25 protein-coding genes are annotated in these 24,265 nt (G+C 54.0%); 3 read left to right on the top strand and 22 right to left on the bottom strand.

Annotated elements, in window-relative coordinates:
• Positions 1–83 precede the first annotated feature (83 nt).
• From HZA73_08245 to tnpA, 13 genes are all read right to left on the bottom strand, one after another.
• Positions 84–353 carry a DUF4321 domain-containing protein gene (locus tag HZA73_08245; protein MBI5806022.1) on the bottom strand — a complete coding sequence of 90 codons (270 nt, stop codon included), beginning with the start codon at positions 351–353 and terminating at the stop codon, positions 84–86.
• Positions 354–543: 190 nt separating this feature from the next.
• Positions 544–1,533 carry an AmmeMemoRadiSam system radical SAM enzyme gene (gene amrS / locus HZA73_08240; protein MBI5806021.1) on the bottom strand — a complete coding sequence of 330 codons (990 nt, stop codon included), beginning with the start codon at positions 1,531–1,533 and terminating at the stop codon, positions 544–546.
• Position 1,534: 1 nt separating this feature from the next.
• A complete protein-coding gene (locus HZA73_08235) occupies positions 1,535–2,047 on the bottom strand; it encodes a DUF177 domain-containing protein (protein MBI5806020.1) in 513 nt (170 codons plus the stop codon).
• A gap of 167 nt (positions 2,048–2,214) precedes the next feature.
• Positions 2,215–3,525: an acetate kinase gene (locus tag HZA73_08230; protein MBI5806019.1), complete on the bottom strand. Its 1,311-nt coding sequence runs from the start codon at positions 3,523–3,525 to the stop codon at positions 2,215–2,217.
• Between the two features lie 128 nt (positions 3,526–3,653).
• On the bottom strand, positions 3,654–4,145 hold the full coding sequence (gene ndk / locus HZA73_08225) for a nucleoside-diphosphate kinase (GenBank protein ID MBI5806018.1): 492 nt from the start codon (positions 4,143–4,145) through the stop codon (positions 3,654–3,656).
• Complete coding sequence (locus HZA73_08220) at positions 4,142–4,684, bottom strand: 2-oxoacid:acceptor oxidoreductase family protein (GenBank protein MBI5806017.1); 543 nt, start codon at positions 4,682–4,684, stop codon at positions 4,142–4,144. The genes ndk and HZA73_08220 overlap by 4 nt, the downstream gene beginning before the upstream one ends.
• Before the next feature lie 98 nt (positions 4,685–4,782).
• Positions 4,783–5,604, bottom strand: coding sequence for a 2-oxoacid:ferredoxin oxidoreductase subunit beta (locus HZA73_08215; protein MBI5806016.1), 822 nt, complete (start codon positions 5,602–5,604; stop codon positions 4,783–4,785).
• On the bottom strand, positions 5,604–6,740 hold the full coding sequence (locus HZA73_08210; protein ID MBI5806015.1) for a 2-oxoacid:acceptor oxidoreductase subunit alpha: 1,137 nt from the start codon (positions 6,738–6,740) through the stop codon (positions 5,604–5,606). The genes HZA73_08215 and HZA73_08210 overlap by 1 nt, the downstream gene beginning before the upstream one ends.
• Entirely contained in the window at positions 6,737–7,000 is a 264-nt protein-coding gene (locus tag HZA73_08205) for a 4Fe-4S dicluster domain-containing protein (GenBank protein MBI5806014.1), read from the bottom strand. Before HZA73_08205 ends, HZA73_08210 begins: the two co-directional genes overlap by 4 nt.
• 155 nt (positions 7,001–7,155) lie before the next feature.
• Positions 7,156–7,428, bottom strand: a complete 273-nt coding sequence (locus HZA73_08200; GenBank protein ID MBI5806013.1) for an RNA-binding protein — start codon at positions 7,426–7,428, stop codon at positions 7,156–7,158.
• 218 nt (positions 7,429–7,646) lie between these two features.
• Positions 7,647–8,588 carry a carbamate kinase gene (gene arcC / locus HZA73_08195; GenBank protein ID MBI5806012.1) on the bottom strand — a complete coding sequence of 314 codons (942 nt, stop codon included), beginning with the start codon at positions 8,586–8,588 and terminating at the stop codon, positions 7,647–7,649.
• A gap of 64 nt (positions 8,589–8,652) precedes the next feature.
• Complete coding sequence (locus HZA73_08190; GenBank protein MBI5806011.1) at positions 8,653–9,981, bottom strand: GTPase; 1,329 nt, start codon at positions 9,979–9,981, stop codon at positions 8,653–8,655.
• 457 nt (positions 9,982–10,438) lie between these two features.
• Positions 10,439–10,885, bottom strand: coding sequence for an IS200/IS605 family transposase (tnpA, locus tag HZA73_08185; GenBank protein MBI5806010.1), 447 nt, complete (start codon positions 10,883–10,885; stop codon positions 10,439–10,441).
• A 415-nt stretch (positions 10,886–11,300) separates the two neighbouring features.
• Between tnpA and HZA73_08180 the strand changes: the two genes are divergently transcribed.
• Genes HZA73_08180 through HZA73_08170 form a run of 3 tightly spaced genes read left to right on the top strand, consistent with a single transcriptional unit; the run spans position 11,301 to position 16,105 of the window.
• A complete protein-coding gene (locus HZA73_08180) occupies positions 11,301–11,729 on the top strand; it encodes a hypothetical protein (protein MBI5806009.1) in 429 nt (142 codons plus the stop codon).
• Positions 11,730–11,783: 54 nt separating this feature from the next.
• Positions 11,784–12,746, top strand: coding sequence for a methylenetetrahydrofolate reductase (locus tag HZA73_08175; GenBank protein ID MBI5806008.1), 963 nt, complete (start codon positions 11,784–11,786; stop codon positions 12,744–12,746).
• Entirely contained in the window at positions 12,746–16,105 is a 3,360-nt protein-coding gene (locus HZA73_08170; protein ID MBI5806007.1) for a homocysteine S-methyltransferase family protein, read from the top strand. Before HZA73_08175 ends, HZA73_08170 begins: the two co-directional genes overlap by 1 nt.
• Positions 16,106–16,359: 254 nt before the next feature.
• Here the strand turns inward: HZA73_08170 and HZA73_08165 are convergent, their stop codons facing one another.
• The 9 genes from HZA73_08165 to HZA73_08125 form a co-directional block, all read right to left on the bottom strand.
• The gene (locus HZA73_08165) at positions 16,360–17,082 is read right to left on the bottom strand and encodes an anaerobic ribonucleoside-triphosphate reductase activating protein (GenBank protein MBI5806006.1); all 723 of its coding nucleotides are present in this window, start codon (positions 17,080–17,082) and stop codon (positions 16,360–16,362) included.
• Positions 17,083–17,220: 138 nt separating this feature from the next.
• Entirely contained in the window at positions 17,221–17,553 is a 333-nt protein-coding gene (locus HZA73_08160; protein MBI5806005.1) for a glutaredoxin family protein, read from the bottom strand.
• A 43-nt stretch (positions 17,554–17,596) separates the two neighbouring features.
• Complete coding sequence (locus HZA73_08155) at positions 17,597–17,884, bottom strand: hypothetical protein (protein MBI5806004.1); 288 nt, start codon at positions 17,882–17,884, stop codon at positions 17,597–17,599.
• Positions 17,885–17,894: 10 nt separating this feature from the next.
• A complete protein-coding gene (locus tag HZA73_08150) occupies positions 17,895–18,953 on the bottom strand; it encodes a hypothetical protein (GenBank protein ID MBI5806003.1) in 1,059 nt (352 codons plus the stop codon).
• A 216-nt stretch (positions 18,954–19,169) separates the two neighbouring features.
• Positions 19,170–19,385, bottom strand: a complete 216-nt coding sequence (locus HZA73_08145; GenBank protein ID MBI5806002.1) for a hypothetical protein — start codon at positions 19,383–19,385, stop codon at positions 19,170–19,172.
• Between the two features lie 191 nt (positions 19,386–19,576).
• Entirely contained in the window at positions 19,577–22,015 is a 2,439-nt protein-coding gene (nrdD, locus tag HZA73_08140; protein MBI5806001.1) for an anaerobic ribonucleoside-triphosphate reductase, read from the bottom strand.
• Positions 22,016–22,159: 144 nt separating this feature from the next.
• Positions 22,160–22,624, bottom strand: coding sequence for a transcriptional repressor NrdR (gene nrdR, locus HZA73_08135; GenBank protein ID MBI5806000.1), 465 nt, complete (start codon positions 22,622–22,624; stop codon positions 22,160–22,162).
• Between the two features lie 295 nt (positions 22,625–22,919).
• Positions 22,920–23,681, bottom strand: a complete 762-nt coding sequence (locus HZA73_08130; GenBank protein ID MBI5805999.1) for a hypothetical protein — start codon at positions 23,679–23,681, stop codon at positions 22,920–22,922.
• A gap of 51 nt (positions 23,682–23,732) precedes the next feature.
• The gene (locus HZA73_08125; protein ID MBI5805998.1) at positions 23,733–24,230 is read right to left on the bottom strand and encodes a hypothetical protein; all 498 of its coding nucleotides are present in this window, start codon (positions 24,228–24,230) and stop codon (positions 23,733–23,735) included.
• Between the last annotated feature and the right edge of the window lie 35 nt (positions 24,231–24,265).

Below are 24,265 nucleotides of genomic sequence, written 5' to 3'. Positions count from 1 at the left end.
ATTTACGCAGATCATGCATATTTCGGTCCAATATTTTTCCGGAGGAATCAGCAGCAATCAGTGGGCATCTCGGTTCCTTGGGGTTAAAACCATTTCAGAAGATAGGCCATCAGCACTATGCCCAGCAGGGCAATGATGTTCAGCTTAAGGGTGAAGCCCAGGGTCAGGGTCATCACCAGCAGATTTATGGTCAGCGGCGGGTTGACTCCAGGGGTGATGGCATTGGTGAAAAAATCACGCACCACGCCCGAAGGCAGGATGTATCCCACCAGGTCGCCCAGGCCGCTGCCCAGCAGTGCTCCGCCCAGGATGATCAGCAGGTAAAACCCCGCTCCCCGTTTTTTAAGCGCCATGTTATATTTCCTTCGTTATTAATGGGGTCAATAAATAAGTACCATTTTTTATTAGGTATCCATGAAGCCATGAATATTAAACTATGGGAACCCTGATTTATTCCTGCTTTCCTGGCTTCCTTATAAAAATATTCGTTCCCCTTAGAGTGCTATGCTTCAAATTAAGTGGCATGGTTAATATTATCTGTTCTCAGCCGTTCAGGCCTATGATGTCAGCCCGGCGGCCGCATTTTTTGCAGTCCTGGTCCTTCAGCCCCTCCAGGCTTATCCGGTAGCCCGACCTTTTTATCAGCACCTGTCCGCAGCCGGGACAATAGGTGTCCTCCGTCCCCTCTATCTGAACGTTGCCAACATATACATATTTCAGTTTTGCTTGGGCCAGGTTGTAATACTTTTTCAGGGTGCTTTCCGGAGTGGACCGGGTATCCATTTTATACCGGGGAAAGTACCGGGAGATATGCAGTGGTATCAAGGGATCCAGCCGGCAGACCCAGCCGACCAAGGCCTCCATGTCTTGGGGAGAATCGTTCAAGCCCGGGATCACCAAGTTGGTAAGTTCGATGTGGCAGGAAGGCCGGGAAAGCTCTATGGTCTTAAGCACCGTGCCCAGATCTCCCCGGCACACTTTTTTGTAAAAGCCTTCGTCCATCGACTTCAGGTCTATGTTCATGGCATCGATGTGGGGCAGAAGTTCCTTAATCGGCTCCGGGCTGATGGTGCCGTTGGTGACCAGTACCGTCTTAAGCCCGGCCTGCCTGGCCAGGGGGCAGGCGTCCATCAGATACTCGAACCAGACCAAAGGCTCGGTGTAGGTGAAGGCTATTCCCACGGCCCCTTCTTTGAGTGCCAGTTCCACCAATTGCCGCGGCTCCACCGCTTCGGTCGGCACCTTTTGCTGGGATATCTCCCAGTTCTGGCAGAAACTGCAGGCCAGGTTGCAGCCGTTGGGTCCGGTGGAAAGTATCCGGCTGCCGGGATAAAAGTGGTACAGCGGCTTCTTCTCTATCGGGTCCATGACCAGGGACACCGCCCGGCCGTAGCTTTGCGCCTCCAGCCTACCGCCGTTGTTGCTTCTGATCCGGCACAGCCCTGTCTGGCCCGGAGCTATCCGGCAGAAGTGGGGGCACAACAGGCATTGCACCGAGCCGTTCTCCAGCTTTTGGTAATGCCTGGCCTCCATCTTATTTTTCCTTTTTCAGTTTCAGCAGTTTTTCCCACCGGGGGTCCACCTCTTTTTTAGTGCAGCCGCAGGGTTTGTCGCCCAGCTTTTTTCCGCATTGGGGGCAGAGTCCCCGGCAGTCCTCCCGGCAGACCGGCTTGGCCGGCAGGGAAAGCAACAGGGCCTCCCGCAGCTCGGGCCAAAGATCTATCTCTTGTCCCTGGTAAAGCACCATGTCCAGCTCGTCGGGCTTCAGTTCCAGTTCCTTGCCCCCGGCCAGGTCCTCCCGGGTCTGGGGACGGTAGAACAGGTCAATCTCCGCCTGGCCCCGGGCCTCAAAGCTCTTCAGGCAAAGGCTGCAGTGCTGGCGGGCTGTGTAATCCAGGCATCCGGTGACATGGAGGGTAACGCCGCTTTTGAGCACGGTCAGGCTGCCCTGGACCGGGGAAAAATCCAGCAGATCGGAGGCCGGCTCGCTTAAGCTGATGTTGTACTGATGACGCCCGTCCTGCAGCTGGCGAAGTTTAAGCTTCATAAAACTGGTCACATCGATGAAGATAAGAATTCAGAATACAGAATATTGAATATAGAATACTTGGCTGTTCATCGGAACGAACCAAAATGCAACCCAAAGGCCGTCATCAAATTTAAATCAACCTGATCAGCGTAGATCGGCGTCCCGATCGGATACTATCTTGTTGCTCAGCCCTTTTTCTTTTTATCAAGTTCCCGCTGGTAGGACTCGTCCCTCATTTTGTTGACGTAGCTTTGATCCTCAAAGCCATATTTGAATTTGGTATGCACGTCGTAACGGCCTTCGATGGTGGCCACCACGTCCTCGGTGAATACCAGTTCCTCGTCGGTGGGGATGACGAAAAGCTTGATCCGGGATTCCTTGGCCGAGATCTCGAATTCATGGTTGCGGCTCTTGGCCTTCTTGTTGAGATCCGGATCCAGCACCATTCCCAGTTCCTCCATCCCGGTCATGGCCGCCTCCCGAAGCAGAGGGCCCATCTCGCCGGCCCCGCCGGTGAAGACCACGGCATCCAGGTGCCCCAGGGCGGCGTAGTAGGAACCGATGTATTTTTTTAGGCGATAGGCCTCAATGTCGAAGGCCAGCTTGGCTCGCTCGTCGCCCGCTTTCATGGCGTCTTCTATGTCCCGGCGGTCGGTATATTTCCCTGAGATGCCCAGCACTCCGCTCTTTTTCAGGTAGATGGATTCTATCTCCCGGGCGGTCTTGTTCTCCTTGGCGCACATGAAGGGCATCAGGCCCGGATCCACATCGCCCGAACGGGTGCCCATCACCAGCCCCTCCATGGTGGTCAGCCCTAAACTGGTATCAAAGGAACAGCCGTTCTTGATGGCGCTGAGGCTGACCCCGTTGCCCAGATGACAGGTGATCAGATTGACCTTAAAGGGGTCCTTTTTCAGCATCACCGCGGCCCGCCGGGCCACGTAAAGGTGGGAGGTGCCGTGGAATCCGTAGCGCCGCACCCCATATTTCTCGTACCACTCGTAGGGCACGGGATAGATGTAGGATGTCCTGGGCATGGTCTGGTGGAAGGCCGTGTCCAGCACCGCCACATGGGGCGCGTCGGGCATGATAGCCTGAGCTGCCTTGATCCCCAGCACGTTGGGCGGGTTGTGGAGCGGGGCCAGCGAGGACAACTCCTCAAAGGCGGCTATCACATCATCGTTGATCAAAGTTGATTTGGCGAAATGCTCGCCGCCGTGGACCACCCGGTGGCCCACCCCGCTTATCTGGCTGACGTCCGAGATCACCGGGTGATTTTCATGCAGCAATGTTTCCAGGATCATCTGTATGGCCACCTGATGATCGGGGCATTCCTTTTGCAGCTTCAAAGGCTCGCGGCCGGGAACTTCGTGAACAATCACCGAACCCTCAAAGGTGACGCGTTCCACCAGGCCCTTGGCCATTATCTCCTGGCTGGTCCAGTTGTAGAGCTGGTATTTTACCGAGGAACTTCCGCAGTTCAAAGAAAGAATGATGGTGTCCTTAGCCACGGTACTCCTAAAAGTTTATATGAAAAAATTAAGGTTATCAAAGGATGGTCCCGTCAGGGGATGGGCAACTTTAACCCAGCCCTTAAGGGCTGGGTTAAAGAGCAAATACACTGCTATCTTTTAACGAAGGGCAGGCGGTAGATCTTCTTCAGTCCGTGCTTTATCTGGGAAACGGCCGAGGGCTTGAAGAAATATTTCACCTCCCGGGCCGCGTTCTCCGGGGTGTCGGAGGCGTGGACGCAGTTCTGCCGGATGTCGGTGGCGTAATCGTGGCGGATGGAGCCAAAGGCCGCCAGCTTGGGGTTGGTCTTGCCCACCAGCTGGCGCAGGGACTCGATGGCCTCCTCCCTTTCCACCACGCACAGCACCAGGCGCCCGCTGGTCATGAACTTGCAAAGCGGCTGGTAGAATGGCTTTTTCTTGTGCATTACGTAGAAGCCCCGGGCCTGGCGTTCCGTCAGGCGGGTCATCTTCATGGCTATGATGTCGAAGCCGTCCAGTTCCACCCGGTGCAGGATCTCTCCGATCAGCCCCCGGCGCACCGCGTCCGGCTTGATTATCAGCAGGGTCCGCTGCAGGTTGTGCTGGTGATTGTGTCCCGTCATTTTTTGGCTTCCCGGGCCAGACGGTAGCCGATCTCCAGCGCTTTCTTGTTCTTCTCTTCCGTGCCCTTGGGGACCCTTGATAAAAGGGACTTCTCCAGGGACTCCTTGGTCACCACCCCGGTCAGTTCGGCGATGGCCCCCAGGGCGATGACGTTGGCCACCATCTCGATCCCCACCTCTTCCCGGGCCTTCTGGGTCAGGGGCAGGCAGTAGGCCTGCTTGAAATCACATTCCTTGACGTAGAAGGAATCGATGATGGCGATGGCGTCGGAGTTCAGGTCCTTGCTGTATGATTCCCAGGCCTCCTGGGTCATGGCCAGCAGGATGTCGATGGCGGTGGCCTTGGGGAAATAGATGTCCTGGCTGGAGATGATGACCTCGGCCTTGCTGGCCCCGCCCCGGGCCTCGGGGCCGTAGCTTTGGGACTGGATGACCTTCTTGCCGTCGTAGACCCCGGCCGCCTCGGCCAGTATTATCCCGGCAGTGATCATCCCCTGGCCGCCGGAGCCGGAAAGCCTGATCTCGTATCTTTCTTTCATCTTATATATCCTCGGTTGGGGCCGGTATATCGGCCCTTACGTTGGGGCGAGGTTACCTCGCCCTTACTGATTATCTTTGGGGCGCGACTACCGCGCCCTTACCGTCCCTGGGCCTTGTTGATGATCTGCTGGTAGACCTCGGTGTAGGGCTGGGCCTCGCCGTCGTGAAAGACGCCGGTGACCACCTTGCCCTCCAATTCCTGGGGGGTCAGTTTTTCGGCGGCCTTGAGGTTGATGGTGTTGGCCTTCTGGGTCTGCAGCATCTTGACCGCGCTGCCCTCCTTGTTGAGCCGGCCGTAGAGGGTGGGACAGGGGCTGAGAGCCTCCACCAGGGCAAAGCCCTTCTTGGTCAGGGCCTTCTCTATCATCTTGTCCAGCTCCACCGCGTTGTACACTGTGCCCCGGGCGGCGAACACCGCTCCGGCCGCCACGGCCAGGGCGCAGGCGTCGAAGTCGCGCTCGGCGCAGCCGTAGGGGGCGGTGGAGGCCTTCTTGCCGATGGGGGTGGTGGGCGAGTACTGGCCCCCGGTCATGCCGTAGATGTTGTTGTTCATCAGGATCACCGTCAGCTCCATGTTGCGGCGGGCGGCGTGGATGAAGTGGTTGCCGCCGATGGCCAGGGCGTCGCCGTCGCCGGTGATCACTATCACGTGCAGCTTGGGGTTGTGCAGCTTGACCCCGGTGGCAAAGGGCAGGGCCCGGCCGTGGGCGGTATGCAGGCTGTTGAAGTCCACGTAGACCGGCATCCGCGAGGAACAGCCGATGCCGGAGACCATGGCCACCTCGTCCCGGTTGATCCCCAGCCGCTCCACCGCCCGGATGATGGCCCCCTGGACTATGCCGTGGCCGCAGCCCGGGCACCAGACGTTGGGGAACTTCTTGCCGGGCCGGAGCATTTCATAAGCAGGATGTATCTTCATTATTTTTGCGCCTCCTCTACCGCCTTCAATATCTGGGCCGGGGTTATCATCTCGCCGTCGTAGCGCAGCACCGGCACCACCTTAGTGTTGGATTTGTTGCAGCGCTCCACTTCGTATACCAGCTGACCCTGGCTGATCTCGGCCACCAGCATGGTCCTGCATTTTTTAAGGACGTCGGTCACTATCCGGTCGGGGAAGGGCCAGATGGTGGTGGGCCGCAGCAGACCAACTTTGATCCCCTTGGCCCGGGCCTGGCGCACCGCCTGCTGGGAACTGCGGGCCGCCGCCCCGTAGGAGAATATCACGATCTCGGCGTCGTCTAAAAATTCCTCCTCCACCTCGGTCAGCTCCGCCAGGTGCCGGTCTATCTTGTCCCGCAGCCGGTCCATTTTCCACTGGATCTCGTCCAGCCGGGAGGTGGGGAAACCGTGCTTGTCGTGGGTCAACCCGGTGATGTTGAAGCGGTAGCCGCTGCCCATGGCGGCGTAGGGGCCGCCCACGCTGGAGCCGTCGCCGTAATGCTGGTATTCTTTGGGATCCACCTTGGGCCGGGGATGGTTGTATATTTCCAGCTCGCCGGGCTTGGGCACTTCCATCTTCTCCCGCATGTGACCGATGAACTCGTCCAAAAGCAGGATCACCGGCATCCGGAATTTCTCGGCCAGGTTAAAGGCCTTGACGGTCAGCTTGAATGATTCCTCTATCGACGAGGGGCAGAGCGCGATGGTGGGATGATCGCCGTGGGTTCCCCAGCGGGTCTGCATCACGTCGGCCTGGGCGCCCTTGGTGGGCAGCCCGGTGGAGGGCCCGGCCCGCTGGACGTTGACAATGACGCAGGGGATCTCGGCCATGCAGCCGTAGCCCAACAGCTCCATCATCAGCGAAAAGCCCGGCCCGGAGGTGGAGGTCATGGATTTGGCCCCGGCCGCGGCCGCCCCCAGGATGGCCCCAATGCCGGCGATCTCGTCCTCCATCTGGATGAACTTGCCGCCGTGCTTGGGCAGCAGCGCGGCCAGGATCTCGGCCACCTCGGTGGAGGGGGTGATGGGGTAGCCCCCGAAAAAGTCGCAGCCGGCGTAGATGGCGCCCTCGGCGCAGGCTTCGTTGCCCTGCCAGAGTTTTATCTGCTTGCTCATTTTTTTCTCTCCTTGCACACAAAGATAGCCAGGTCCGGGCAGCGCAGCTGGCATTGCCCGCACAGGATGCAGTCCTGGGGCCGGGCCACCGTGGGTTTGCGGTCCTCGCCCATCTCCAGCACCTGTTTGGGGCAAAAGGCCACGCAGATCTCACAGGACTTGCACCAGGGCTTGTAAACGTAGACCGGAAGGTCGTAGCCCTTTTTGAAATCCTGCTCTATGGTCTGCCTGGCCTCCTCCACCGTGGTTGTTTTGGCCATAAAGCCTCCGAATATATATTAAGGATTATTGTTTACAGAAAAGATCTGCCACAGAGACACGGAGTCACAGAGATTCGGTTATCTTCCCGGGATGATGAAATTAGGTTAAAAAATGTAAAACCCCTCTGTGTCTCTGAGTCTTTGTGGCAAAAATGTTAGAATCTGCGCCGGGCGCCGCCGCCTTCCTTGGGCCGGGCTTCGTTGATCATGATCACCTTGCCCTTAAGGTTGAAGATGCCGCTCAAGGCGTCAATGGCCTTGCGGGCTTCGGCCTTGCAGGGCATCTCCACGAAACCGAACCCCCGGGACTGGTTGGTGGTGCGGTCAAAGACCACCGAGGCCGACTCCACCTTGCCGAAAGGCTCAAAGGTCTGGAGCAGGTCTTCCTTGGTGACTTCCTTAGCCAGGCTACCTATAAATAAATTCACTTTACTCCTGATATATTAATGATTGATATGTTGGTAGCTATGCTTTATCTGGCTACGTTTGGGTGTGTTTTTTCAAATAATTTCAGGACATGATGAATCATGTCCCTTCGCCCCTTCCCTCACCGGGAAAGCCCGCACTGAGGCAGACAGGTTATTGCAACAGATGAAAGTGGGGATGGGGGCCTGCCCTGAGCATGGTCGAATGGGTTAGGTCGGTGCTACGCCGTGATCCTGGTCCCGGCCTGCCCCTTCAAGGCCTGGGCCGCCTTTTCCAGAGAGGTGATGATCACCTGTTTCCCGCCGAATTCCAGGAACTGGATGGCGGCCTCCACCTTGGGTCCCATGGAACCCGCCGCGAACTGCCCCTGGGCCAGGTGTTTCTTGGCCTCGGCCAGAGTGAGAGTATCCAGGTCTTTTTGGTCGGGCTTCTTGTAGTTCAATGACACTTTTTCCACCGCGGTCAGGATCATCAGGGTCTCGGCCTCGATGTCCCGGGCCAGCACCGCCGAGGCCCGGTCCTTGTCTATCACCGCGTCCACCCCCTCGTAGCTGCCGTCGGCCTGGACGTAGACCGGCACCCCGCCCCCGCCCCCGGCGATGACGATGGTCCCCTGCTTCACCAGCTGCTTGACGGCCTTCTTGTTGACAATGGACCTGGGAATGGGCGAGGGCACGAAGCGGCGGAATCCCCGCCCGGAGTCGTCCTTGACCACCCAGCCCCGTGCTTTGAGGGCTTCCACCTCCTCCGCCTTGTAATAGGGTCCGATGGGCTTGGAGGGATTGAGGATGGACGGGTCGTCCTTGTCCACCACCACCTGGGTGACCAGGGTCACCACCTGGCGGTCGATCCGATGGGCGGTCAGCATGTTCTGCAGGCTCTGCTCTATCATGTAGCCCATCCCGCCCTCGGTGTCGGCCACGATCACCCCCAGCGGCAGGGCCGGTATCCCGTCGGGAAAGGTCCGCTCTACCCGCAGCAGGGCGTTGCCCACCTGGGGTCCGTTGCCGTGGGTGATGGCCAGGTTGTATCCCTCCTTGATCAGTTCCAAAAACCCGGCCACGGCCTGGCGGGTGTTGGCGAACTGCTGGTGGATGTCTTCCTTGCCGGTGGCCCCGATGGCGTTTCCGCCCAGGGCTATGACTGCTGTTTTGTGAGGCATAAACTCTGGACCTCACCCCTGCCCCTCTCCAAATGCTTTTGGAGAGGGGTTGGGGGAGAGGTCTTTACTTCTTTTTGAATTTGAATTTCTTCTGGATCACCTCGGCCAGGTCCGGTTTGCCGATCTCGGCCAGCTCGTAGTTGACCCTTAAGGCCGGCTTGTTGAACTTGATGAACCGGCGCAGGTCGATGGGCGTGCCGATGATGTACAGGTCGCAGGGGGTCTGGTCGATGGTGGTCTGCAGGTCCTTGATCTGCTGGGCCGAGTAGCCCATGGCCGGCAGCAGCACCCCGATCCCCGGGTATTTCTTGAAGGTGCCGGCGATGGTCCCCACGGCGTAGGGCCGGGGATCAACCATCTGGCCCACTCCGTACTTCTTGGCGGCCACCACTCCGGCCCCGTACTTCATCTCGCCGTGGGTCAGGGTCGGGCCGTCCTCGATCACCAGGACCTTCTTGCCGCGGATCAGCTCGGGACGCTCCACCGTCACCGGCGAATTGGCGTCGATCACGATAGCCTCCGGGTTGGCGGCGGTGATGTTCCGCTTGACCAGGGCGATGTTCTCCTTGGTGGCGCTGTCCTCCTTGTTGATGACGATCACGTCGGCCCGGCGCAGATTGACCTCTCCCGGGTAATAGGCCATCTCGTGTCCCGGACGGTGGGGGTCAACCACCACTATCTCCAGGTCGGATTTGTAGAACGGGAAATCGTTGTTGCCGCCGTCCCAGACCACCACGTCGGCTTCCTTCTCGGCCTGGCGCAGAATGGCCTCGTAGTCCACGCCGGCGTAGATCACGTTGCCCCGGGCCACGTGCGGCTCGTACTCCTCCATCTCCTCGATGGTGCATTTGTGCTTGGCCAGATCGGCGATGGTGGCGAAGCGCTGGACCTTCTGCTTCACCAGGTCGCCATAGGGCATGGGATGACGCACCGCCACCACCTTCTTGCCCATGGCCATCAGGGCCTCTATCACCCGGCGGGTGGTCTGGCTCTTGCCGCAGCCGGTGCGGGCGGCGCAGATGGAGATCACCGGCTTCTTGGACTTGATCATGGTGGCGTCCGGGCCCAGCATCATGAAGTCGGCCCCGGCGGCGTTGACCGTGGCGCCCTTGCTCATCACGTAGGAATAGGGCACGTCGGAATAGGAGAAGACCACGGTCTCCACCTTGAACTTGGCGATCAGCTTGACCAGTTCCTTCTCGTCGTAGATCGGGATGCCCTTGGGATACATCTTGCCGGCCAGGGCCGCGGGGTACTTGCGCCCGGCTATGTCCGGGATCTGGGTGGCGGTGAAAGCCACGACCTGATAATCCTTGTTGTTGCGGAAGTAGGTGTTGAAATTATGGAAATCGCGTCCGGCGGCTCCCATGATCAGAACTCGTTTCTTGGCCATTTTGTTCTCCTTATTATCGTTGGGGCAATTCACGAATTGCCCATACTGTTTTGTTCGTTATTTTTCAATTTCTTGGGAAATGTTGGGTGCTTTGGAACTCAACCCCTTGCTCCCCTTCTCTTGGAAAATAAATAAGAGAAGGGGCCGGGGGATGAGTTCAGTTTCTCTTAAATTCAATTTTAAACCCAATAAAGCAAGACCGGCCCCTTAAGCGTGTCATTCAGTCAAAGGGGTCTTCTATCAACCAGATTACTATGTAATTGTATTGCATTGACATAGGCCTTACGTTGGTTTTAAAAGTAAGATTATAATTTTAACACTTATGGGGGTTAAAGTCAAGGCTAAAACCTGCTTGGGGAACCCTGTGCTATATGCCCCCAAAGGGGCAAAAATCAATAGCCCATACATTAATGTATGGGCTATTAAATATAACCACAAACCAAACCTATCAGGCCGTTCACGGCCTTTTGTCCGCATTGACAACGTTATAGACCATTAATAATTCGTTGTATTCTTGCTCAAACGTTTTTGCCTTATGATGTTCTTCTTGGTTCAGGATATACCGGCGGACCGTATTCAATTGCGATTCAGCTAATGAAAACGCGCCATACCCGATCTGCCAATTGAAATGAAATTTCATCAACGCTTGTTCATTGACCCAATGTGACGATTCGCCTTTCAACCGGCTTACCGCCTCGGCTATGCTGCGCTTCAAACCCAGCTCGATCAGGCAATGGACATGGTCTTCTGCTCCGTTAATGGTATCAACATAAATCCCTTCGGTTTTTGCTTTTTCCCTGATATGAAAGATCACCTTGCTCTTTACCTCTTTGGTAAGATAGGGCAGGCGGTCTTTGGTGCTCCAGACCAGGTGGATCCATATTTTGGAATACGAATGGGGCATTTTTATTCTCGTGAGTTATCCTTAGCTGCCGTTGGACGATAGTATATAGTTTTGGCACGACAAAAACAGCTTCGCCCAGGAATAAACAAATTCATAGCCCGTACATTACTTGTCCGCCGTAGTTTACGCTTACGCTTTAATATATGCCTTCCTCGAGTGCCAAAGCTTTAGTGTAGGCACTTAACGTAGGCGGAATGTATGGGCTATGAAACCAAAACCCGGAACCGTTTATGTTTTCTCAAATATAACCCGCCCCAAAGCCCATTTTATGCTTGACATAGCCGAAAGCTATATTATATCATTAACAATTACATACTGATCTACTTATCCCCACAATAGATCATTATGCCTTATCATCATATCATTGTTTTAGAACCCCTGAAAACAAACAAATCAAATCAAAGGATCACCAATCATGAAAAAAATGCTTTTATCGTTAACCTTGTATTTTGCAATGTGCTCAGTATCATATTGCGAACAAATTGAAGCGAGACTTCCAAAGAACATTTGTGCACACTTTTTTAAAGAGGTAACAAATAAAAACGTAAGCAAAGCATATGACTACTTATTTATTGCCTCACCTGTAGTTAAACTAAAACCACAGGATATTGATGTGGTAAAACGCCAAACAGAAATGGTTGCACAACTATATGGTGAAATTAATGGTTTTGACTTTATTCGTGAAGAAACTTTTGGCACTTCGATTGTACGGTTGGTTTATATTTTAAAATTTGAGATGATGGCAACTACTTGGGAGTTTTATTTTTATAAACCCCACGACGAATGGTTTTTAGCAAAGATTATGTTCAATGATCAGTTTGACTTACTGGAGCCTAAGAAATAGAAATCTTATTTCTGAGACCTTAAATAATCATTTTGGGGAGCTTATCAAAAAACCATGCACATCACCGAATACCTCCAGAACCGCAAAAAGACCCTGATCTCCCTGGAGATCACCCCGCCCGAAAAAGGCCACAGCATCCAGAGCATCTACCAGGCGGTGGACCTGCTTAAGCCCTACGATCCCTCGTTCATCAATGTCACCTACCACCAGCAGAGCATCGTCTACGAGGAGGTGGACGAGGTCATAAAGAAGATCCCCCGCCGCAAGAAGCCCGGCACCGTGGGCATTTGCGCGGCCCTGGCCAACAAGTACCAGATAGAGACCGTGCCCCACCTGATCTGTGGCGGGTTTAACAAGTACGAGACCGAGGACGCTTTAATAGACTTCCACTATCTGGGCTTTACCAACCTGTTCGCGCTGAGGGGCGATCCCCCGCCTGGCTTCGGCGAGTTCGAGCCGGAGAAGGACGGCCACCGCTATGCCTCGGAACTGGTGGCCCAGGCTTCCAATCTGAACAAGGGGAAATACCTGGAGGAGCTGGACGTGGCCGATCCCACCAATTTCTGCGTGGGCGTGGCCGGTTATCCCGAAAAGCACTACGAGGCCCCCAACCTGGACGAGGACATCAAGCACTTAAAGGAAAAGATCGCCGCCGGGGCCAGCTACATCATCACCCAGATGGTCTTCTCGGCCGAAATATTCAAGAACTATGTGGACCGGGTGCGGGCCGAGGGTATCGATGTTCCAATCATCCCCGGCATCAAGGTCATCACCAGCCCCCGGCAATTGACGGCCATACCAAGAGACTTCCACGTCAACCTGCCCCAGGGCTTGGTGGAGCAAATACTTTCAGCCAAGGACCCGGCCGCGGCCCGCAAGGCCGGAGTGGATTTCGCCACCGGACTCTGCGCCGGGCTGTATGAACAAAAGGTCCCCTGCCTGCACTTCTACACCATGGGCCGGGGCCAGGCCGTGGCCGAGGTGCTGGAAAACCTGAAACAAAAAGGGATAATATGATGAACGACCGGGAAGGTTTCTTGAACATCTCCCGCCAGAGGATCTTGATCATGGACGGCGGCATGGGCAGCCAGCTTTTTGCGGCCGGATTGAACGACGGGGATTACGGCGGCCATCCCGGCTGCCATGAGTTCCTGTGCCTCTCCCGGCCCGATGTCATCCAGAAGATACATACTGATTATCTTTCGGCCGGGGCCCAGATCATAGAGACCGACAGCTTTGGCGGGGCCAGACACATCCTGGCCGAACACGGCCTGGCAGACAGGTGTTTTGAGATCAACCAGCAGGCGGCCCGGCTGGCCAAACAGGCGGCCGGACAATTCTCCCAGCCCGATGAACCAAGATACGCAGCCGGTTCCATGGGCCCGGGCTCAAAACTGCCCGGCCTGGGACAGATATCTTTTGACGAACTGGTGCAGAGCTATCTGCCCCAGGCCCAGGGCCTGCTGGCCGGCGGGGTTGACTGCTTTATAGTGGAGACCTGCCAGGACCTGCTGCAGCTGAAGGCCGCGGTCATCGCCATTGACCGGGCCATGAAGGAACAGGATCAATACCGGCCCATCATCGGCTCGGTTACCATCGACCAGAGCGGCCGCACCCTGCTGGGCAGCGACATCGCCGCGGTGCTGGCCGCGCTGGAGCCCCTGCCGCTGGCCGCCATCGGCCTCAACTGCAGCCTGGGACCTAAAGGGTTGACCGAGGCTGTCTACTACCTGGCCCGGCATTCATCAAAGCCGTTGTTCCTGATGCCCAACGCCGGCCTGCCCAAATTAGCGGACGGCCGGACGGTCTACGACCTGGAGCCCAAGGATTTTGCCGGGCAAATGAAAAGTTTCGCCTCCGCGGTGGGCTTGAACATCGCCGGCGGCTGCTGCGGAACGACGCCGGAGCACATCCGGGAGCTGGCTTCGGCCTTAAAGGACATTCCGGCTCGCCAGCCCCTGGAAACAAGGACGGCCCGGATCTCCTCGCTCTACCAGTCCCAGGACATCAGCACCGAACCAAAACCGCTGATCATCGGGGAGCGGACCAATGTCACCGGCAGCAAGCTTTTCAGGGAATGCCTGCAGAAGGACGACTACGAAGGCATGATGAAGGTGGCCCTGAACCAGCAGGCCGAGCAGTCCCACGCCATCGACCTCTCCCTGGCCGCGGCCGGGCGGCAGGAGGTTCTGGATTACCAGGTCTTCTGCTCCATGCTCAACACCCGGCTCCAGCTGCCGGTGATGATAGACTCCACCAGCCCCCAGGTGGTGGAAGAAGCGTTAAAGCGCCTGGCCGGGCGCTGCATCGTCAACTCGGTCAATCTGGAGGACGGTGAAAAAAGGGCCAGGGAAACCTTCGAGCTTTGCCGGCAGTACGGCGCGGCCGTGGTCTGTCTGACCATTGACGAGCTGGGCATGGCCGATACCGCTGACAGGAAGATCGCCGTGGCCCAAAGACTGCAGGCTTTGGCCCTGGAATGCGGTTTGTCCGAACAGGACCTTTTGTTCGACTTCCTGACCTTCAGCCTGGGTTCTGGCGACGAGTCGCTGAAGAGCGCCGGCAAGGAGACCCTGGACGCCATCACAAAAATCAAATCCCTGTTCCCAAATTCCCACACAGTCTTGGGCATCAGCAACATCTCCTACGGCCTGGCGCCCCAGGCCCGCAAGGCGTTGAACTCGGTGTTCCTGCGCCGGGCGGTGGAAAGGGGCTTGGACGCGGCCATAATGCACGCCGGGCGGATCATGCCCCTGCACCTGGTACCGCCCCAATTGGTGAAACTGTGCGACGACCTGATACTCAACAGACAGACCGGCTCCAAGCCGCCGCTGGAGGCCCTGCTGGCCTTCTTCTCCCATCACAAGATCGGGGAGGAAAGCGTGGCCCACCAGAACTTCGTGGCCCCTGCCCAGCGGCTGGAACAGCACGTGCTGTCCGGCGACAGCCAGGGCCTGGAGCAGACCCTGAAGGCCCTGTTAAAGGAGGAGACCCCCCTGTTCATCATCCGGGAGGACCTGCTGCCGGCCATGGACAAGGTGGGAAAACTTTTCGGCCAGGGCAAGCTGCAACTGCCCTTCGTGCTGCGCTCGGCCGAGGTGATGCGCAGCGCCTCGGATATTTTAAAACCGATGCTGGGAAAGAAGAAGGCCGAGGCCCGCGGATCCATAGTGCTGGCCACGGTCCGAGGCGACATCCACGACATTGGCAAGAACCTGGTGGCCATGATCCTGGAGGCCAACGGATTCAAGGTGATCAACCTGGGGGTCAAGCAGAGCGCCGAGCAGATCATTTCAGCCGTCAAGGAACACCAGCCGACCGCGGTGGGCCTCTCCGGCCTGCTGGTGGAATCGGTGAAAGCCATGACCGAATACCTGGAGGTGTTCAAAGCCCAGGGCTTGAGTCTGCCGGTGATCTGCGGCGGCGCGGCACTGAGCCAGGACTACTATGAGAAGACCATGCTTCCGCTTTATCCGGGGGTCCATTTTGCCAAGGACGCCATGGACGGGCTTAAAGTGATGCAGCAGCTGACCGCCCCTGAGAAACCAGTGACCAAGATATCCGCTATCACGGACCGGGGTTCCGAAGTCTCCGAAGAAAAGAAGGTCCGCTTGGCACCGGCCAAGGTTAAACCTGAAACCAAACCGGAGGGTTTAAAGGTCCGGGCCTCACAGAAAAAACAAAGACTTCCCTTCGAGGGAAGCCAGGTGGAGAAAAAGATCCCCCTCTATCTCCTGCTGGAGCATTTGAACCGCCGGTCCTTGTACCAGTCCCGCTGGCAGATGGTCTCCGCCAAGGCCGACCAGGCCAAGGCCGGACAGCAGGCCGCCGCGGCCGAGACCGCCTTCAACGAGATGTGGGAGATGGCCATCAAGAAGGATGTCTTTAAGCCCAAGGCCGTTTACGGTTTCTACCGGGCCAGGTGGAAGGGTTACCAGCTGGTGGTCTTAAAACCCAAGTCCCAGAAAGAATGGCTGACCCTTACCTTTTCGGAAAAGATCCGCGGCAGCATCCCCGCCGGCTCCCGGGAGGAACTGACGGTGGCCCTGCAGCTGGTGACCCTGGGCAGAAAGGTAAGCAAGCGCTGCCGCAAATTGAACCAGGAGGGAAAAGTGCAGAAGGAATTTTTGCTGCACGGCCTGGCCGCCGAGCTGACCGAGGCCCTGGCCAAGTGGAACAACGCCCGGATCAACAAACTGGCCGGCTGGGAGAACAGCATCAGACTCAGCCCCGGCTATCCGGTCTGGCCCAAGCTGGCCCAGCAGGAGAAGATCTTTTCCGTGCTGAAGCCGGTCAGGATAAAAGTGAAGTTGAGCGAATCGCACCAGATGGACCCGGAGTTCAGCACCAGCGCCATCATCTTTTGCAAGGATTAGGCCTGTAAAAAGGAAACATAAAAGCCGCCCCAGCCATGGGGCGGCTTTTCATTTATCTGGTACTGACCTCTCCCGTCCCCTCTCCTAAAGCATTAGGAGAGGGCTGGATGAAGTCCCAAGAAAGGACAGAAAATTTTTCCTGTATTCATGGATTCCTTATAAAACCTGTACTGAGATTGGTCACCAGCCATGCTGCCAAAAGTATAATCCATCATTGTCTTCAGTGTCAATTAGTGTCCATTATTAGCTATTCTTCAGACCTGGTCGGCGGCGATCTCGCTTATTCCCCGCAGGATGCAGATCTCCACCCACTTGCTTCCCTCCTGCTGCATCTTCATCAGGTACTCCTCGGCGTAGGGCCAGACGTTCTTGAGCATGGCCGTTTCCGAGTTCTGGGGCACGAACTGCTGCAGTACCCACTTTTTGGCCCCCTTGATGCTTTTGCCCATCTGTTTGACGTTCTCCAAACTGTGGAACAACGGCACCAAAGTGGTCCGGAACTCGTAGTCCGTCTTGCCGGTCATCAGTATTTCGATCGAGCGCTTGATGTCGTCCAGGTTCACCTTGGTCCCGGCCGCCTGGCTGTAAATGGGATCCAGGGTGGCCTTCAGGTCCATGGCCACGTAGTCCACCAGTTTTTTGTCCAGCAGCATCTTCAGCATCTCGGGATTGGCGCCGTTGGTGTCCAGCTTTACCAGCAGGCCCATCTCCCGTATGGTTCGGGTGAACTGGGGCAGGTCATCATGCACGGTGGGCTCGCCGCCGGTGATCACCACCCCGTCTATCCAGCCCTGCTTGCCTTTAAGGAAATCGCTGACCTTCTGCCAGGGAACGGTCTCCACCTTCTGCGGCTCCTTCCATAGCTGGTGGTTGTGGCAGAAGGGGCAGCGGAAATTGCAGCCGGGCAAAAAAAAGACTGAGACCAGCTTGCCGTCCCAGTCAATTAGCGATGTCTCTATAAACCCTTTTATTTCCATTTTACCTTACGGAGAATTAATGCATGTCCCGGCAGCGGTGAATACAATGGTTATACGGTGGTGATACCCTTGGCCAACAATTGCATACCAAATGAATTCACCAATGTATCACAATTGTAAATAGAATCACAACTGTATTCAGTCCTCCTCATCCGGGCCGGCTGCGCCTTTGAAGGACTTGTCCAGATGCGGTTTTAGTTCCTTGGAAAGCGGCGGCCGCTTGACCCAGCGGTCCAGCTCCTCCTTTTTCTCCTCCAGCACCACGGTGGGTATGTCGGAGACCTCGTAAAAGGCCCCCTCGGCCAGGCCGTCCATGGTGTCCATGTCAAAATAGTTGACCGGCACCTGTTCGGTGTATTTCCACTTGTCCAGAAAATAGTCTATCTTTTCAATGGCCTGCTTGCAGACCTGGCAGCTGGGCCGCCCGAATACTTTTATTTCCATAGCTCCGTTTCTCTTTTCTTTTATCATAATTGCCCCCTTCCCTTGCGGGGAAGGGGGTCGGGGGTTAGGTCTACTTAACCTGCGACTTGTACCTGTCCCGCAGTTCCCCGATCTTGCCTTTGTTCCAGCCTTCCACGATGGTGAAGTATCCGGTGACCCGGGTGATGTGGTTGACGTCGCGCCCGGCCACGGTCTGGGCCTTGATGGTGCTCCAATCGTGCTTTTCGATAGCCTCGTAACTGGCGTGGATCTTGGTGTCGTAGCGCTTGTTGCGGATGTAGACCCCTCCGTCCTCTTCGTTGAATTCAAAGGACTGTTTTTCCGAGGTCAGTTTGTCTTTCAGTTCCTGCAGTTCCATGGATTCTCCTTTATATTTTCTTTGTTTTTTCTTCCGATACTGACACATAGAATGAACGGATAATACCTTTAGTATAATACGTGTGAAATATTTTCCAGTAACCTAAGCCTAATACTATAGCAATCACATAAGTTAAACCTAGCTGCCACTTGAAAATATCAATCTTAACAACATCGTTATTCCCAATAAAATAAAATAAAACTGCCAATAAAAAACATACAAAATAAGATGCAGAAGAAATATTCCTAAGAAACCCATAAATGTGCAACCAAGTACGTATTGAAAGTGAATTTTCTGGGCATTTATTCGATACCTGAAAATTAGTGAGCCAGTAATTTTCTGAACCGGCTTTTCTATAATCTATATTAAACTTTTCTTCAAAATAGGTTTCGTAATTGTCAATAAATTCTTTAGGGAAAGGTACATCTATCGCTATTAATTTTCTTATCATTGATATTCCTATTCTTAATACATATGCCAAGTAATATATTGGATAATAAAGGCTAAAGTTAATGATTGATTTTATAATTTTTTTATTTGTAAATTTAACAAATTCTTCACGTTTATTGATTTCATCAAATACAGTTACAATAAATCTTATAAAAAACAAAATGGTAATTACTAAAAGAAACGCGTATGTAATTATTTTGAATACCGAAGCGGAAAATAATATTGGTGAAATTAACCATAAATTGAAAAAGAAAATTGAACACAAATGGGTTGATCTTGAATATTGTTTACCATCGGTTTCTTTAATGTTTAAAACATGTTTGTATGGATAACCAAGTATTGAGGATATTAAAATACTGCCATAGAATATCGAACTAATAATAGCTATGATATGACCAACTATATATATTAACACCAACGACATAGTTATTAAAACCAAACCAATGACAAATGATTTATTTTCACATACATTCCATATTGTATCTATAACGCTACTATTTATAAAAGACCATTTGAAAAGTATCAACGCAGAAGTGGCAAATAAAATACCGGGGAATAAATAACCAAAAAAATCGTAGAAACTAAACGGCACCCATGGTTGAATTTCTTTACTATTCATCTTTCACCAATAATATTGTTACAATCTAACTACAATTAATTTAGATGCGGGGGAAGGGAAAAGGGTTTTAGCCGTTGCCGGATTGGGGGTTACCGTTGCCGGTTTAGAGTTTTCATGTCACAGCTTCCTGTTTGCAACCACCGTTGGGGCACGATGAATCGTGTCCTTACCCACCACCGGTGTTTGTTTTCTCATTACCAATGACAAGAAAGGATATTAAGCCTTCTCTTTCTCCCCATTTTTCATCATCATTTCTTCAAAGTCATCCCAACGCATCTTATGCCCATACTGAGAGTTTTTCGTAACCCAAACTAATGAACCTTTTGACACTTTTAACGTCCCTAATTGTTGTCCATTTTTCTTCACACTAAACTCAATATCCGCTTTACCAAGTTCCCGTTCTGGCAATGAAAATTTTACTTGATGACTCATTACATTCTTCCTTTTCAAAATATTTGAAAATTAATTATACTTCCGCCTAATTTTTTCACTCATCAATCATACACCAATAGCCAGCTATTTAGTACCGCTTGCTTCGACTGCCAGATCTTGAACCGCCCTTGCAATGACTGGTTACCAGTCTACCGGCTACTGGATAGTGACTACTGTCTACAGTCAGAAGTCTATTTGATCTTCTTTATCCCCTCTACCGCCTTCCGGCTGCAGTTGGGACACTCATCCTTCAATCCCCTATACACCTTACCGCAACTGTTGCAGGTAGTGAACTCCGGTGAGAAGGCGATCTGGGCGTTGCGGGTCTGGCGGAACGACTTGACCACGAAATTGGCGATGGAGCTGGGGGTGGGGTGGGAATCCGCCAGCCAGATGTGGGTCAGGGCCCCGGCCTCTATCATGTCGTGGAACTTGCCCTCCTGTTTCACCCGGTCTATCGGATTCATCTGGTAGGCGACATTGAGATAGGTGGAGTTGGTGTAGTAAACCGTGCCGTCCTTGACGCTGCCCTTGACCACCTTCTCGGCGTCCTTGGTGAACTGCTGCATGTCCAGCTTGGCAAATCGGAAGGCAGTGCTCTCGGCCGGGGTCTGCTCCAGCACGAACTTCATCCCGTATTCCTTGGCCAGTTCCTTGATCTTGAGGTGCATGTAGGCTATCATCTTCAGGCCGAACTTGTAGGCCTCCTCGCTCTCGTGCATTTCCTGCCCCATGTGGTGCTGCACCATTTCGTTCAGCCCCAGCATCCCGATCAGGAAGGTGACCCGGCCCATTCTAAGATACGGCTCGCCGTCCTTCTCCATGGCCAAAAGGGCTAAAGGCCCCTGGTCCTTCAGGTTCATCAGTTTTTCTATGAACTTGCGCTTCTGCTGGTGGCCTTTGACGGTCAGGTGCAGGAACTCGTCGATCTTCTTGTAGAGCTGGTTGGTGTCGCCCTTGGCCAGGTAGGCTATCCGGGGCAGGTTGACGGTGATGTTCTGCAGGGCCGAATAGCGCATCTTCCAGGGGGTGTTGGCGTCCATCAGGTCCCGGTCGTCTAATTTGAAGGCCAGCCGGCAGCACTCGGAGATCTTGGCGGTCTCTCCCCGGTCGAACACGAAATAGGTGTTGCCCTTGTCGGCGGCCACCGAGCAGATCAGCTCCAGGTATTCCTGGTGCCCCGGGGTGAGGAAAAACTTTTCGGTGATGTGGGCCTGGGGCTTGGGGAAGAAGAACGGCCGTCCGGTGCCGTCGCCGCCCTTGTAGACCTCGAACAGGGCCCAGGCAAAGCGCTGGGACTCCTTAAGGTAATCTCCGTACTTCTTGCCGGTATACTCGCCGCCCGGCCCGATGGCCGGAACGTTCTCAAAATGCTTGGGGGTCTCCCAATAGATGTTGAGGTCGGAGAAGATTGCCTGGCCGCCCCGGGCCACCGACTGCTGGCTGTATTCAAAGATCATCATCTGGGCCAGCTGGGAGATCTCCCGGTCGGACATGCCCACCAGGAAGGGGGCAAAGAAGACGTTGACCGCGTCCCAGCCGATGGCCCCGGCAAAGTGCCCCTGCAGGGCGGCCGACATTTTTACCATGTGGGCCAGCAGGGTGTCCGGGTGCTTGGCCGGCTTGGCGATAGACAGGGCGTTGGGCAGGCTCAGGCCGAATTTCTTGACGTATTCCAGGCTCTGTCCCGAGCAGTAGGGCCGGTTGATGAACCCCAGGTCGTGGAGGTGGATGTCGCCCCGGCTGTGGGCGTCGGCCACGTCGGTGGAGAAGACCCGGGCCAGCGCAAACTGCTTGTTGATGGTCTCGGCCAGGGTCATGTTGGTGGCTTCCGGGTTGTGGGGGATGTTGGCGTTCTCCCGGTTGCGGTCGGTCAGCACCTTCTCCACGTCGTACAGAGGCATGCCCAGCCGGGAGTGCCTTTTGCGGGCCTCCTCCAGGCCGTATTCTATCAGCTTGGCGTCCACCAGCTCGCGCACCAGGGACGAGGTCAGGCGCTTGACCTTGGCGTCCAGGATCTGCTGTTCCACCTCGGCCGCTATCTTCTGGGCGATGTCCTCGGCCACCCCGGCCTCCTTTTTGAGGGCCTTGACGATCTTCTCCCGGTCCCACTGGGCCACGTTGTCCTCGGAGGTCTGGATGAACAGGGCCAGATCGGTGGCGTCGTTGTCCCGCACCACCTCGCCCATCTGCACCTGGCGGATGTTGAAGTTCTGGCGGCGGACCTTGGAGCGCTGGTCGCGGTACAGGATGAAGGCCTTGGCGGTCTTGGCGTGGCCCCGCTCGATCAGGATCTTCTCCACCGCGTCCTGGATCTCCTCCACGTTGGGCAGGTGCTGGCCTCCCTTGGCAGAGTGAAGCAGCAGTTCCACCTGCTCGGCCAGGGCGTCGGCCAGCAGATGGTCGGCCCCGCCCACCGCCTGGGCCGCCTTGAAGATGGCCTCGGCGATCTTGCGCCGGTCAAAGTTGACGATCTCCCCGCTGCGCTTCTGCACCACGTTGAAGGGCATTAACGGGTCGGCGTTGATCTGCTTGTCCTTGGCATTCTCCACCATCAGGAACCTGGGGACTTCGGAGGAGTCCTGGGACGATTGGCCTTTGGCGATCATTTCGGCATCGGGCGGGTTCATGGTGCTCCTTAAAATGAATATATTTTCTTTTTTCTTTGATTATTTCGGAACCGAATGGAAAAGACTGACCTGGTTTCATGTAATAATAATAAAAAATCCGAGGTTGTAAGCATCATGTAAATCCTGTCAAAAACCCCGGATTAACTACTTCTTGGGTTCGTTCTTCTGGGCAAAGCTCTTGGCCGCCTCGGCAAAATCCGCAGCCTCCCGGAACGAACGGTAGACCGAGGCGAACCGGACATAGGCCACCCCGTCCAGCTTCTGCAGGGCGTTCATCACCATCTCGCCGATCAGCGGGGCCTGGACCTCGCTGTGCCCCTGGGCCTGGATCTCGTTCTCGATGTTGTCCACCAGGCGCTCCAATATGTCGATGCCGATGGGACGCTTCTCGCAGGCCTTGCGCAGCCCGGACATGATCTTCTGGCGGTCAAAGGGCTCGCGCCGCCCGTCCTTCTTCACGATCATCAGCGAGGACTCGATGTACTCGTAGGTGGTGTAGCGGCGGCGGCACTGCAGGCATTCACGGCGGCGCCGGATGGCCTGCCCGTCCTTGGAGAGCCTTGAGTCTATTACCTTGTCTTTGGGAAAACCGCATGCTGGACATTTCATGAAGCAATATCCTCTATTTTGTAGAAGGGGCCTAATTATGCCACTATATATGGGCTTTGTCAAGGGAAAAATCATACAAGATAAAACATTTTTATTGCGATTTTTAAGCCGTTATAGGGCATCAAGGTATGCTAGTTGCATTATATGATATAATTTTATAACTTTTGTGTAAATTTTTTCTATTTTATTGCATTGCTTATAGTTGCCAATGATTGTTGCATTTTTAATTCCATAAAGCAAAAATCCCCGCTTGTGCGGGGATTTTACTGGTTTTAAATACTGTTGCTTCGATTTATTACCCCAGGCTGAAGTAACTAACTAATAACTTTATTGCACCAATCAGAGAATTAGGTGACGCAAACCTTTTAGGCAGGGCTAGTGCCGCGCCAATACCCATAACAACAATAAATACCGCAGCATTTGCCCATATTACTGGCTTGAGAAATGACTTTTTTGTTTTATATTTCTTTTCATATAAATACGAAATTAACCCGTCCTCACACACAACCGAAATAAAATAACTTAATGATACGGCTATAGTACTGCATATTATCTTTAGCAACCAATAACCTAATAGCGAACTTTCATGTACTTTGTCAGCAGCATTAAAAATAAATGCTGATCCTACTGTAAGAAAAAACAAAACTACAACATTTGGAATAATTCCAAAACGCTTAAATATTTTATAATTTTGCATATTATTAGCGGGTATTAATAATAAAGGAAATACTAAAACAATGAATTTAAATGTTATTAATGTCATTGATAATAGCCACCCTATAAAAGTTGAATATATAAAGGCAATAATTATAAATAATATTGTTCTAATGCTTTTAAAGTCACTTTTCCAATAGAATACGATGCCTTTAATCACAACAGCTATAATAAGACCGATAGCCGAATTTAAAATAAATGTACCCAATATCGCAGAACCTGAATAAAGCACCGCTACGGACATAATTGGCTCGTAAGCAAAACAAGTGGACGGCAAAAAGATAAAAGCCAATGCCAATATTTTAAACAATGTTTTGTTTGGGTTCTGCTGACTATTATTCATATCAGACTTCCTACAAAATATTTATAAACCGCCATCCACCTGAAAACAATCCTACTTCAGCTGACGGTGCGCCCTCAGACCCCCAAAGATGAACCACAGCGCCAAAGCATGAAAAGCTATCCCCAGAAAATCACCGCCCATGATGAATATTATGCTGTCCAGCGCGTATATGATCATGCCCGCGATGAAAGCCCAGGTGTTCCGCTTGGCAGCCATCACCCCGAACCCGGCGAACATCCCGGCTATCAGCAAGTCAATTATCACCGCCGCTATCTTGCCGCCCTGGCCCATGGGCACCGCCACAGCGTCCACCACCTGGGTGATACCCAGCCCCATGATGAAGTTCCATTGGCCGCCGAAGATGAAGATGGCGGTGTTGACCAGCGACAGCCCGGCGATCCAGTAGAACCACCCAGCCCCGGATTTGAGCTGGTTCTCCAGTTTCAGTTTTTGCTCGATCTGTCCTGAGTCCCCTGGCGGTGCGGGAGTTACGGAAGGCGCCGGGTTGTTCTGGTTTTCCATTTTTCCCTCCATAATAGTTTTGTTCATGAATTTATTAGCTATTCTACTGAGCATCAAACAAA

The organism is candidate division TA06 bacterium (assembly GCA_016235665.1).
GTDB lineage: Bacteria > Edwardsbacteria > AC1 > AC1 > EtOH8 > UBA5202.
This window is presented reverse-complemented; position numbering and strand designations above follow the sequence as displayed.